This window comes from Methylobacterium sp. B1, from assembly GCF_000333255.1.
Taxonomy (GTDB): Bacteria; Pseudomonadota; Alphaproteobacteria; order Rhizobiales; family Beijerinckiaceae; genus Methylobacterium; species Methylobacterium fujisawaense.
This window is the reverse complement of the sequence record NZ_BACT01000826.1, coordinates 1-11,192: the sequence shown is the minus strand read 5'-3', so window position 1 is coordinate 11,192 and position 11,192 is coordinate 1. Positions and strand designations below refer to the sequence as shown.

Below are 11,192 nucleotides of genomic sequence, written 5' to 3'. Positions count from 1 at the left end.
ACTGCAGCCGCGCACAGCGAGAAGGCGCAGGCCGATGCCGATAAGGCGTTGAAGAGTGCCGCACAGGCGACGCCCACCGCGCACCCGGAGGGGTTCAAGACCACCGATGACGTTCTCTCCGCGAAGAAGGAGGGCACGCAACCGACCGTCGCCACGAGCGAGGCCCGCGAGGCTTTGGTCAAAGCCGTCGTGGCAAGCAACACGGCCAAGGACGCCGCCGCGAAGACCGGGAAGGACTTGGAGACCGCATCGAGTCGCGCCGAAAACGCGGCGCAGAAATATGCCGAGGCCAAGCAAGCCCTCAAGGACAATCACGCCTCGGTCGACAAGGCGATGGCGGATGCGTCCGCAGCCAAGAAGGCACTCGGCGCCAAGGACGCCGACGGCAAGCCGCGGGAGCGCGCGACCAGCGTGACGGCTCAAAAGACCGCGGAGCAACTGCCCGCCGACGGCAAAGCGCGGTCACAGTCCGTGAGCGAGAAGCCCGGCATCGCCGACCTAGCCAAGACCGCGGCGGACAAGTCTGCGGCGCTCAAGACCGCCGAGGACAAGCTTGCGAAGGTGAACAAACCCGAGGCTGCGCGGGACAAGATTCAGCAGGATGACCGCAACGCGGTGAAGAACTTGGCCAAGGACAAGGGCTTGGAGAAGGTAACGGACCTCGGGCGCGACATTCTGCTGGATGTAGCGAAACAGGATGCGAAGGACCGGAAGCAGTATCACGAGGATTCTAGGGAGAACGTCCTCGCCGGCGGCATCAGCCAGACCGTGGCCGTGGACGGCAAGACCACGAACGTCGACAAGACCATCGCGCAGGTCAAGACTGCGACCAACGTGATCGATTTCACGTCGGTGTACGGGTCGCAGCACACGCGCGAAGCGTCTATCCGGGCCCAGGCCGGCACCGAGCACGTCAAGACGACCGGCCTCGGGGGTGACGCCGTTCATACCGAGGTCAAGAAGGCCTATGCGGAGGGTGGCGCGGAGGCGAAGGCAGAGGTCGTCAGAACGGGAGGGACGACGAGCGTCGAGGCCGCGGCCAAGCTGTTCGCGCACGCCGAGGCGAGTTACTCGGAGACGCTCAAGGCCGGCGACATCGAAGCCAAGCAGAGCATCAGTGCGACCGCGCACGGCGAGGTGGGGGCGAAGGCGGGCGCGAGCCTGGGCTTCGACGGCGTCTCCGTGAAGGCCTCCGTATCGGCCGAAGTCTCGGCCAAAGCGAACCTCACGCACGAGGTCAAGATTGGCGACGTCAAAATCAAGGACGATCTCGAGGTCTTTGCCCGGGCGAAGACTGAAGCGAAGGCCGACGTCAAGGTCAACTTCAACCCCTTCGGCAAGGAGGGGCTCGGAGCGAAGGCCAGCGTCGGCGCCGAGGCGGCCGCCGGGGTCGGTGTGCAGAAGACAGTCGGTGTGAAGGGCGGAAGCCGAAGCCCCTGCGCCGGCCGACCGGGAGCCCGCCGCTGCGCCGGACGCCGCGACCGCTGGCCCGGCGGAGGTCCCCGCGGAGCCCGTGGCGGTGGTTCTGACGCCGCCCGCCGATCCGGACCGTCCCAAGCGCGCGGGCTGGTGGTCGCGCACCAAGGCCGCTCTGACGGGCGAATGAAGCATTGCGCCTCCAGATAGATCCATATCTGGAGGCGCAACCTCTGGCAGCGCCGCCGATTGCACTTCCGCAGAGTGCTATATCGGCGGCGGGCAGATCCGGTTATCCTTCACCATTGATTGAAGGTTCTGTGCGAGGGTCCGCTTCGATTCGGATATCGGAGTGTCCCGCATGTTCAGTTTGCGTCGGCAGCGTCACGTTTCTGACGCGGTCGCAACCCCGGTCATAACGCCTGCGCCGTCCACGATTCCGGCGGCGGCGCTGGTCGTGGAACCTCTGCGTCCCGAACCCGAATCGACCGTCGATCGCGAGTGGTTGTCGCTCCTGGCGCGCCTGTCTGGCTCCGCCTCCGACGCCGGGACCTCCATCGGCTGGATGACCCACGACGCCTCCGGCACCGCCGAGCAGGCCCGTTTGATCGCGGCAGCGAGCGAGGAACTCGCCGCGACGACGGGGGAGATCGCCGCCCGCTCCTCCTCGGCGGCCGAGACTGCCGAGACGGCCCGGGCCGGTATCGTCACCTGCGTGGGCGACCTTCACCGCGCCACCGAGGGCATGCGCGGGATCGAAGAGGGGACTGAAGAGATCGGCAGCCGGCTCGACAGCTTCTCGACCGCCGCCCTGCGGATCGAGGAGATGGCCGGCACCATCGCGGCGATCTCGGCCCAGACCAATCTGCTGGCGCTCAACGCCACCATCGAGGCGGCACGGGCCGGCGAGGCCGGCCGCGGCTTCGCGGTGGTCGCCGCGGAGGTCAAGACGCTGTCGGCGCAGACCGCCAAGGCGACCGACGAGATCCGGGCGCGGGTCAGCGGCCTGCGCGAGGAGATGGCGGCGATGCAGGCCGCGGTGACCCGCAGCCGCAACGCGGTCGAGGCCGGCGCCTCCGCGATGATGCGGGCCAATGCCCGCGTCGAGGCCGAGAGTGGCGCCGTGGCGAATGTGGCGGCGCAGATGCGCGAGGCCTCGGAGATCCTCGGCCAGCAGATGCAGGCCACCGGCGACATCGCCCAGAATGTCGGCCGCATCGCGGAAGGCACCGACAAGGCGCGCCGGGAGATCGGTGATGCCCTGGCGCAGTTGAGTCGGATCGAGGATCTGGGGCGCACCCTGCTCGATCGCCAGATCGGGACCAGCGCGGATCAGCAAGTGATCCGCCTTTCGGCGGATTGCGCGGCTTGGCGCCGCGCGATCGCGGCGACCCTGGTCGGGATGCGCTCGACCGACACGCCGCCGGAGGGGATCCCCGCCGATTCGACGCGCGCCACCGCCATCGAGCGGCCGCTGGCGCAGGCCCGCGAACAGGCAGCCGCCCTGATCCGCCACGTGCGCAGCCAGGCCTGGGATCAGGCGACCACGGCCTTCGTCGCCTTCGAGGCGGCCGTGAAGGAGGCCCGGTCGGCGATCGAGGCCTGAGACCCGAGCCGGTTCCGGGACCGTCGCGTCGTGGGTCGTCTCACGGCGTGATCAGGCGGTCCAGGCGCATCCGCGTGATCTGGGCGACCTCCTCCAGCGCGGTCGCTTCCTCGACCGCCGGATCCCGGCCGAGCCGAGCCTCGAAGATGGACCGGATCTCGGCCCGTCCCCGGCCCCGAACGGCGATGATGAACGGGAAGCCGAAACGCGCCCGGTAGGCGGCATTCAGGCGGTCGAAGGCTTGCGCGTCGGCCTCGCCCATGCGGTCGAGGCCCGCACTCCCCTGCTCGCTCGCGGAATCCGCGGTGAGGCTGCGGGCGCGGGCCTCGGGCCCGGCGAGTTCCGGATGGCCGTTCAGGAAGGCGCGGCGGGTTTCGACGGGGGCGGCACGCACCGCCGCCATCATCGCCGCGTGCAGATCCGCGATGCCGGCGAAGGGCCGCCGGGCCCAGGCGGCCCGAGCCACCCAGGGCGCATGCTCGAAGACGCTGCCGAGGAGCGCCTCGAAGGCCGGCGCATCCATGTCGTTCAGGGCGGCGAGACCGGTCATGCGACCGGTCCAGCGTTGGCACCGGGCCGGGCGCGGGCAGCGGGGACGGAGGGCTTCAACGGGGGCTCCTGTCGCACGGGTGAGCGGACGGCCCGTTGCGGTGGAGACCGGGCCTTCGGGGCCGAAGGTTTCTCACGGCGCGCGATCGCGCAAGGCCCAGCCCAGATCGCGCCCTGCGCGTTGCGTGGCCATACGGGCGATCCCCCGCGACCTTGTGGTGGTCCTCCGCCGATCTCGCACAGGCCGGCCCCGCCGACCAGATGCCGCGGCCCGGCCGGCCTCATCCCGGGGGCTGTCATCCCGCGCCGCCTGGTCGATGGCGGATGATGCCCCGGTCTCGCTAGACCGCCGCTCAGGCCGGCGGCGAACCGGGTGCCGGATGGTTCGGCCGATCCGCGCTCTTCCGACGCTCCCGCTCCTTGCGCAATTCCCGCTCGGCCAGCAGCCAGAACTCGATCTCGAAACCCTCCGGCCGGTGGTTGCGCTCCCAGAGTTCGTAGGCCCGCTCGCGGATCTGCTCGAACGTGAGGGCATCGGGCGACCGGGCCGGAGGCTGGGTTACAGCGTCGTCGGATCCGGACGAGGGCCCGGGCTCGACCGACGGCGTCACCGCCGCCGGAAGCTCCGGGGGCGGTCGGAAATCGGGGGGCACGTCCACGATGCCACCGCGCTCAGGAGGCCGGCTTGTCGAGATAGGCGGCCACGCTCGTGATCCGGCTTCCAACCATGGTCACAGCCTTGCGCAGCCGCTCCTCGCTGACGCCGAAGCGCTGTGCCCACTCCTCGCGGATGGCGCGGTCATAGATGTCGATATGCGTCTTGCCTCTGAATTCGGTGGACATTCTGTGCCCGCTCCGGTTCGCCGTGAGCCGCGGACATGCCGGGCTCTCCGCAAGGACAACCGGGGTCGAAGCCTTCGGTTGCGGCCGGTCGCACGGCGAGCGCCGCCGGCTCGCGGACCGTATCCCGTACCGGCTGGACGAGGCCCTGTGACGGGCCGGAGCGGCCAGACGCCGGAGCGGGCGGGCTGTTCGGCGCCTGGGCATCGACCCCGTCGCCTGCTGCTTCAGCTGAAACAGGCCGGGATCGCGACCTTCACCGTGCGTCCGCTCCACGCCCCTCCGCCACCGCCTCACAGGCGAAGGGTGACGGCGGCGCCTCGACGCCGCGCCAGCGGCCATAGGCCCAGGGGCGGTACCACGCCGATCCCGCGGGCAGCTGCTCCGGCACGAGATCGATCCCGTGGGTTCCGAACGGGCCGCAGCGGCAGATCCGGGCGACGCCCATCCAGCCGCCGGGCCAGACCCCGTGTCGGGCGATGGCCGTATCGGTGTATTCGGAGCAGCTCGGCCAATGACGGCACTGGCGGCCGATCAGACCCGACAGGGTGAGCTGATACAGGCGGATCGCCCAATGGGCGGCGCGCCGGACCATGCCCTCAGGCGGCCCGTCGCTTGGCGGCGATCTGATCGAGGGCGTCCACCACCGCGTCGAAGGTCAGGAGCGTCGAGGCATGGCGCGCCTTGAACGCCCGCACCGGCTCCAGCACCGCGAGGTCCGCCCAGGCGCCATCGGGCGCAGGCCCGTTCTCCTTGAGCATCGCCCGCATGGTCTCGCGGACGCCGCGCAGCTCCTCCGCCGTGGTACCGACCACGTGCCGGCCCATCAGCGACGAGGAGGCCTGCCCCAAGGCGCAGGCCCTCACCTCGTGGGCGAAATCCGTCACCCGGCCGTCCTCGCCGAGGACGAGGTCGACCGTCACGGTCGAGCCGCACAGGCGGGAATGGGCGGTGGCGCTGGCATCCGGGTTCTCCAGCCGACCGAGCCGGGGGATATCGGCGGCGAGTTCCAGGATACGGCGGTTGTAGATATCGTCGAGCATCGGGTCCTCAACCGGAGGCGTCAATCCCATCGGGACTCTGCCGCGTGCATCGCGCATTGCGCGTTGCCCCGCGAACGATGATATAGGCGCCGTACGGTCGCTTCGCGAGGAGGCGGGCCGTCGACCAGGGTCGCGCCCACGGCCACGGTGGTGCTCACGGCTTTAGACCATCCCGGGGCGCCGGCTTGAAACCTTTTCGAGCCCGGGAACTTCCCTCGAACGCCCGACCCGATCCGACGATGTACGCAAAGCCCGACAGCACCCCGATGAAGTCCCGCATCGCGCGGGCCGGAGATGCCATGGATGCCGCGCTCAAATCCTTGTCCTACCAGGGCGATAGCCAGGGTTTCGGCCGGAACGGGAGTGATGGGCAAGGGCTGAACGGCATGCGCAATGACAATCGGCCGGTGGATGACGGGCGTCCCATCGAGGTCGCGCCCGAGCCGGCTTCCGCCACCCGCGTCCCGGACGGGATCGAGACCGGCCGCCCGAGCCGCGCCGAGGCCGAGGCCGCCGTGCGCACGCTCCTGCGCTGGGCCGGCGACGATCCGACCCGCGAGGGCCTGCTCGACACGCCGGCCCGGGTGACCAAGGCCTACGAGCAGCTGTTCGGCGGCTATGGGGTCGATGCCGAGAAGCTCCTCGAACGCGTCTTCGAGGAGGTCGAGGGCTACTCGGACATCGTGCTGGTGCGCGACATCCCGTTCCACTCCCATTGCGAGCACCACATGGTGCCGTTCATGGGCCTCGCCCACATCGCCTACTACCCGACCCGGGGCGTGGTCGGCCTGTCGAAGCTCGCCCGCGTGGTCGACACCTTCGCCCGCCGCCTGCAGACCCAGGAGACGATGACCGCCCAGATCGCCGACGTGATCGAGAGCATCCTCAAGCCCCGCGGCGTCGCCGTGATGGTGGAGGCCGAGCATCTCTGCATGGCGATGCGCGGCGTCCAGAAGGCCGGCGTCTCGACCATCACCAGCCAGTTCCGCGGCGTCTTCAAGGACAATGCCAACGAGCAGGTCCGCTTCCTGACCCTGGTGCGCGGCGGCGCCAAGTAGCCTCAGGCGACGACCTGCCCATGACTGCCCGCGACATCGCTTTCGCTCCCCCCGGCACCCGCGCCGAGGTCGAGGAAGGTACGGCCCTCACGCCCCGATTCGACCGCGACGGGCTCGTCGCCTGCATCGCGGTGGACGCGCAAGACGGGCGGGTGCTGATGCTCGCCCACATGAACGCCGAATCGCTGGCGCGCACGCTCGAGACCGGCGAGGCTTGGTACTGGTCGCGCTCGCGGGGCGAACTCTGGCACAAGGGGGCGACCAGCGGTCAGATCCAGCGCGTGGTCGAGATGCGGGTCGATTGCGACCAGGACGCCCTGCTGATCCGCGTCGAGGTCGGGGGCGACGGCGGCTGCTGCCACACCGGCCGGCGGGACTGCTTCTACCGCAGCGTCGTCCGTGAGGCGGACGGCCAGGTCGTCCTGAAGGCCGCCGGGCGATGAACCACCCTCTTGCCACACGGTGGCAAGACGAATCCGCCGATCCCCATTTCCTTCCCGGAACCGTCGAGCCGGTCCGGCCGTCGCCGAGTGCCGGACCGCGGGTCGGGCTCGCGCTCGGCGGCGGCTCGGCCCGGGGCTGGGCGCATATCGGGGTGATCCGTGCCCTGGAGGAAGCCGGCATCCATCCGACCGTTGTGGCGGGCTGCTCCATCGGCGCGGTGGTCGGCGCCTGCTACGCGGCCGGGCGCCTCGACCGGCTCGAAGCCTTCGCCCGGGCGCTGACCCGGCGCCGCGTCGTCGGGCTCATCGATCCCCGTCTGCCGGGCTCCGGCCTGATCGCCGGCAACCGCCTGCGCCAGCGCCTCGCCGCGGATCTCGGCGCGCGCCGCATCGAGACGCTGCCCATCCGCTTCGGCTGCGTCGCCACCGAGTACGGCACCGGCGACGAGATCAGCCTCACCGAGGGCCCGGCGGTGGATGCGGTGCGCGCCTCCTACGCGATTCCCGGCCTGTTCCCACCGGTGGCCCACGCAGGCCGCGTGCTGATGGACGGGACTCTGGTCAACCCGGTGCCGGTGGCGTTGGCCCGGGCGCTGGGTGCCGACCTGGTCATCTGCGTGAACCTCAACGGCGATACCGGCGGTCCGGTGGTGCGCGAGGCGCCGCACCCGCCCCCGCGCCGGGGCCTTCTGCAGGTGGTGCGCGGACGCCTGCCGGGTTTCGACCATCCCGAGCCCGAGCTCGCCGTACCGGGCATCGCCCGGGTGGTGCTCGACGCCTTCAACACCACCCAGGATCGGATCTCGCGGGCGCGGCTGGAACGCGACCCGCCGGACGTCGCCATCGGCCCGGATCTCGGCGCCTTCGGGCTGTTCGATTTCCACCGCGCCGCGGAGGGCATTGCTCTGGGGCACCGCGCCGCCCGGGCCGCCCTGCCCCGGATCCGCACTATGCTTGAAGGTGCCGCGGCTCGGGCGTGAGGCTGTCGGGACCCGATCCAGCCCGCCTGCGTGCCCGCCCGTCATCCGGCTGTCGCGACCGCCTGCGATGGGCGCCCTGCATACTGGAGGGCTTCCAATGTATACGAGTCGCCGTCAGATCCTGCTGTCCGGGGGCGCGAGCCTCGTCGGGCTGGCCTCCGGCCTCGGGCGCCCCGGCCTGAGCCGTGCCGCCGACCGGCCGGTCCTCACACACGGCCTGCAATCGGGCGATGTCGGCACCGACTCGGCGGTCGTCTGGGCGCGCTCCGACCGGCCCGCCCGGGCGATCGTCGAATGGGCGACCACCGAGAGCTTTTCCGACATCCGCGGCGGCGTCTTCGCCGACGCCCTGCCCGAGACCGATGGCACCGTGAAGGTGGCCCTGACCGGGCTGCCGGCCGGCCAGGACGTGTTCTACCGGGTCCGCCTCCAGGACATCGCCGCCCCGACGATCGTCGGACCGGCTCAGATCGGCCGGTTCCGTACCGCGCCGGCGGACAGGCGCACGGTGTCGTTCTGCTGGTCGGGCGACACGGCGGGCCAGGGCTGGGGCATCGACGAGGCCCGCGGCGGCATGACGATCTACTCGGCCATCCTGAAGAACCGGCCGGACTTCTTCATCCATTCCGGCGACACGATCTACGCCGACGGGCCGATCCAGTCCGAGGTGAAGCTCCCCGACGGCAGCCTGTGGCGCAACCGGGTCACCGAGGAGGTGGCCAAGCCCGCCGAGACGCTCGCGGAGTTCCGGGGCCGGCACAAGTACAACCTCACCGACCGGAACGTGCTGGCGATGAACGCCGCCGTGCCGATCCTGGCGCAGTGGGACGACCACGAGGTCACCAACAACTGGTGGCCGGGCGAACCCCTCACCCGGGCCGAGCACCTCAAGAAGAAATACTCCGACCCGAACGTCCTGGCCCTGCAGCTGCGGGCGGCCAAGGCGTTTCACGAGTACATGCCGATGCGCTTCGAGCCGGCGGAACCCGGCCGGGTCTACCGCAAGATCGCCTACGGTCCGCTGGTCGACGTGTTCATGCTCGACATGCGCTCCTACCGGGGGCCGAACGGCGAGAACAAGCAGACGGAGTACGGCCCCGAATCCCACTTCCTCGGGCCGCAGCAACTCGCGTGGCTGAAGCAGGCGCTGCTCGACTCCCGCGCGACCTGGAAGGTGATCGCCGCCGACATGCCCCTCGGCCTCGTGGTGACCTACGACGTCGACCGGAATTTCGGCTCGGAGGCGGTGGCGCAGGGCGACGGGCCGCCCCTGGGGCGCGAACTGGAGATCGCCGACCTCCTGCGCTTCATCAAGAGCGCGGGGATCCGCAACACGGTCTGGCTCACGGCCGACGTGCACTACACGGCCGCCCACTACTACGACCCCAACAAGGCGCAGTTCCAGGATTTCGACCCGTTCTGGGAGTTCGTCTCCGGCCCGCTGCACGCGGGCACCTTCGGGCCGAACGCCCTGGACAACACGTTCGGGCCGCAGCTGCGCTTCGTGAAGGCGCCCGACAAGGGTCAGGTGAACCTGTCGCCGGCCGCCGGCTACCAGTTCTTCGGCCACGTGGCGGTGGACGGTCGGACCGAGCAGATGACTGTGACCCTCAAGGACGCGGCCGACACCGACCTCTGGCACGTCACCCTCGATCCCATGAAGGCGTGAAACGGACCGCGGGCGATCATGGGCTTGAGCTGTCGGCCCGCTCGTCCGTCGACGCGGAGGCGCGCAGGTCCCCTCTCCCGTGCGGGAGAGGGCGCGCGTCGCGCTCCGGCACCGCCGGCCTGCTCTGAACCGGTGAAGCCCGGGGGCGGAGGGCGCGAGAGACGTGAGGCTTCGCGCCCCTACGCCATCGTGATGTAGTCGCGCAGGGCCTGCTGCTCGGCCTCGACGGAGGCGATCTTGCGCGCCACCACGTCGCCGATCGAGACCAGGCCGATCAGCCGCCCGTCCTCGCAGACCGGCACGTGGCGGAAGCGCCCGTCGGTCATCAGCGCCATGACCTCCTCGATCGTGGTGCTCCGACCGCAAGTCGTGACCGCGGTGGTCATATGGGCCGAGACCGGCGCGTCGAAGGCCGAGCCTCCGTGCCGGGCCAGCGCACGCATGATGTCCCGCTCGGAGATGATGCCCGCCACCGTCCCGTCGGCATGGGCGGCCACCAGGGCACCGATCCGCTTGTCGGCGAGGATCTGGATCACGTCCTCCAGGGTCTTGTCGGGGCTCACGGTGACGACGGAGCTTCCCTTCTCGGCGAGGATGCGTGCGACGGTCATGGCTCTCTCCCTTGTGACGCGTCCGGTACGCCGTCAGCCCGCGGCGCCCTGATTGCGTTCTCGGCCGGGTTGGGCCCGGCGCGTTCACATTGTGGCGAGTGTGTGACCGATCCGGCCGGATGGCAAGGTGCTCAGTGCCGCCGCGGCTCCCGAGGGTCGACGAGGGGGAACAGGAAGAAGCCCGCGATGAAGCCGCCGAGATGCGCGTCCCAGGCGATGGCGGCGTTCTCGCCGACCAGCGGCATGCTGACGAGGCCAAAGAGCAGGTTGGTCAGGAGCCAGATCACCAGGAACGACACGGCCGTCCGGTTGCGCAGCAATTCGGGGATCGTCTCGGCGGGCCGGGCCGGCGGCACCTGCCAGGCCGGCGCGCCGTAGCCGGAGACCGGCGGCTGGAACACGAAGCGGGCGGCGGCCGCCATCAGGGCCGAGATCCCCGCCGAGGCGCCGACCAGCGGCCCGGCGCCCAGGGGATCGATCAGGATGTGGAACAGGCCCCCGGCCGCGGTGCCGGCAAGGGCGAGGACGCACCAGCGCAGGGCGCCGCAGCGGCGCGCCACCGGGGCGCCGAAGGCCGCGAGCCAGACGCTGTTGAAGATCACGTGCATCCACGAGCCGTGCAGCAGCGCGTAGGTGACGAGCGTCCAGGGCTGGAGGGCGTGCTCGCCCACGATGTAGCGGGCGAAGGCCTCGCGGGCCGCCTCAAGGCTGGGATCGCCCGTATCGGCGGCCGCGCGGATCACCTCGGTGGCTTGGCCGGGATCGAACCAGAGGGTCCAGCGCGCCGGGATCAGCGCCAGATCGAGGACGAGGCGGATGTCCCAGGTGTCCGGCAGCAGGAACTCGCGCACCGCCTGGATCGCCAGAAGAAGCCCGATCGCGAGGGTGACAACCCCCGGCATGTTGAACACGGGCACGCGGCTCTGCCGCGGAAAGTCGGGGGAGGCATCCATCGCGGCCCATGTCCGGGCGCGGCG

General features: G+C 70.5%; 13 protein-coding genes. 6 read left to right on the top strand and 7 right to left on the bottom strand.

The annotated features are described in order from the left end of the window. A partial coding sequence (locus tag I53_RS34240) for a hypothetical protein (RefSeq protein WP_210161596.1) occupies positions 1-1,626 on the top strand: 1,626 nt, incomplete at its 5' end. Positions 1,627-1,873: 247 nt separating this feature from the next. Further along, positions 1,874-3,022: a methyl-accepting chemotaxis protein gene (locus tag I53_RS23790; RefSeq protein WP_251982426.1), complete on the top strand. Its 1,149-nt coding sequence runs from the start codon at positions 1,874-1,876 to the stop codon at positions 3,020-3,022. Between the two features lie 40 nt (positions 3,023-3,062). Here I53_RS23790 and uraD read toward each other — a convergent pair whose 3' ends face one another. The 5 genes from uraD to I53_RS23770 all read right to left on the bottom strand — a co-directional run bounded on the left by uraD (position 3,063) and on the right by I53_RS23770 (position 5,454). Next, the gene (gene uraD / locus I53_RS23785) at positions 3,063-3,572 is read right to left on the bottom strand and encodes a 2-oxo-4-hydroxy-4-carboxy-5-ureidoimidazoline decarboxylase (protein WP_043355367.1); all 510 of its coding nucleotides are present in this window, start codon (positions 3,570-3,572) and stop codon (positions 3,063-3,065) included. A gap of 352 nt (positions 3,573-3,924) precedes the next feature. Continuing rightward, complete coding sequence (locus I53_RS35995) at positions 3,925-4,230, bottom strand: DUF2934 domain-containing protein (RefSeq protein WP_043355365.1); 306 nt, start codon at positions 4,228-4,230, stop codon at positions 3,925-3,927. A gap of 13 nt (positions 4,231-4,243) precedes the next feature. After that, positions 4,244-4,414 carry a DUF3606 domain-containing protein gene (locus tag I53_RS31760; protein WP_075381142.1) on the bottom strand — a complete coding sequence of 57 codons (171 nt, stop codon included), beginning with the start codon at positions 4,412-4,414 and terminating at the stop codon, positions 4,244-4,246. 253 nt (positions 4,415-4,667) lie between these two features. Then, complete coding sequence (yidD, locus tag I53_RS23775) at positions 4,668-5,006, bottom strand: membrane protein insertion efficiency factor YidD (RefSeq protein ID WP_043355364.1); 339 nt, start codon at positions 5,004-5,006, stop codon at positions 4,668-4,670. 4 nt (positions 5,007-5,010) lie between these two features. Further along, on the bottom strand, positions 5,011-5,454 hold the full coding sequence (locus tag I53_RS23770) for an iron-sulfur cluster assembly scaffold protein (RefSeq protein ID WP_043355362.1): 444 nt from the start codon (positions 5,452-5,454) through the stop codon (positions 5,011-5,013). Positions 5,455-5,693: 239 nt separating this feature from the next. Here I53_RS23770 and folE point away from each other — a divergent pair, with 239 nt between their 5' ends. The 4 genes from folE to I53_RS23750 all read left to right on the top strand — a co-directional run bounded on the left by folE (position 5,694) and on the right by I53_RS23750 (position 9,604). Next, a complete protein-coding gene (gene folE, locus I53_RS23765) occupies positions 5,694-6,512 on the top strand; it encodes a GTP cyclohydrolase I FolE (protein ID WP_043355361.1) in 819 nt (272 codons plus the stop codon). Between the two features lie 20 nt (positions 6,513-6,532). Beyond that, the gene (gene hisI / locus I53_RS23760) at positions 6,533-6,955 is read left to right on the top strand and encodes a phosphoribosyl-AMP cyclohydrolase (RefSeq protein WP_043355359.1); all 423 of its coding nucleotides are present in this window, start codon (positions 6,533-6,535) and stop codon (positions 6,953-6,955) included. Beyond that, positions 6,952-7,935: a patatin-like phospholipase family protein gene (locus I53_RS23755; protein ID WP_043355357.1), complete on the top strand. Its 984-nt coding sequence runs from the start codon at positions 6,952-6,954 to the stop codon at positions 7,933-7,935. The genes hisI and I53_RS23755 overlap by 4 nt, the downstream gene beginning before the upstream one ends. Before the next feature lie 97 nt (positions 7,936-8,032). Then, the gene (locus I53_RS23750; RefSeq protein WP_043355355.1) at positions 8,033-9,604 is read left to right on the top strand and encodes an alkaline phosphatase; all 1,572 of its coding nucleotides are present in this window, start codon (positions 8,033-8,035) and stop codon (positions 9,602-9,604) included. Positions 9,605-9,783: 179 nt separating this feature from the next. On the opposite strand, the gene I53_RS23745 is transcribed toward I53_RS23750, so the two are convergent. Beyond that, positions 9,784-10,215 (bottom strand): CBS domain-containing protein, encoded by a 432-nt coding sequence (locus I53_RS23745; protein ID WP_043355353.1) that lies wholly within the window; start codon positions 10,213-10,215, stop codon positions 9,784-9,786. A gap of 131 nt (positions 10,216-10,346) precedes the next feature. Beyond that, on the bottom strand, positions 10,347-11,168 hold the full coding sequence (locus I53_RS23740; protein WP_043355351.1) for a rhomboid family intramembrane serine protease: 822 nt from the start codon (positions 11,166-11,168) through the stop codon (positions 10,347-10,349). Positions 11,169-11,192: the final 24 nt, after the last annotated feature.

Coding starts and splice junctions, on each gene's coding strand:
- uraD (WP_043355367.1), bottom strand. CDS start 3,572: ATGACCGGTCTCGCCGCCCTGAACGACATGGATGCGCCGGCCTTCGAG.
- I53_RS31760 (WP_075381142.1), bottom strand. CDS start 4,414: ATGTCCACCGAATTCAGAGGCAAGACGCATATCGACATCTATGACCGC.
- yidD (WP_043355364.1), bottom strand. CDS start 5,006: ATGGTCCGGCGCGCCGCCCATTGGGCGATCCGCCTGTATCAGCTCACC.
- I53_RS23770 (WP_043355362.1), bottom strand. CDS start 5,454: ATGCTCGACGATATCTACAACCGCCGTATCCTGGAACTCGCCGCCGAT.
- folE (WP_043355361.1), top strand. CDS start 5,694: ATGTACGCAAAGCCCGACAGCACCCCGATGAAGTCCCGCATCGCGCGG.
- hisI (WP_043355359.1), top strand. CDS start 6,533: ATGACTGCCCGCGACATCGCTTTCGCTCCCCCCGGCACCCGCGCCGAG.
- I53_RS23755 (WP_043355357.1), top strand. CDS start 6,952: ATGAACCACCCTCTTGCCACACGGTGGCAAGACGAATCCGCCGATCCC.
- I53_RS23750 (WP_043355355.1), top strand. CDS start 8,033: ATGTATACGAGTCGCCGTCAGATCCTGCTGTCCGGGGGCGCGAGCCTC.
- I53_RS23745 (WP_043355353.1), bottom strand. CDS start 10,215: ATGACCGTCGCACGCATCCTCGCCGAGAAGGGAAGCTCCGTCGTCACC.
- I53_RS23740 (WP_043355351.1), bottom strand. CDS start 11,168: ATGGATGCCTCCCCCGACTTTCCGCGGCAGAGCCGCGTGCCCGTGTTC.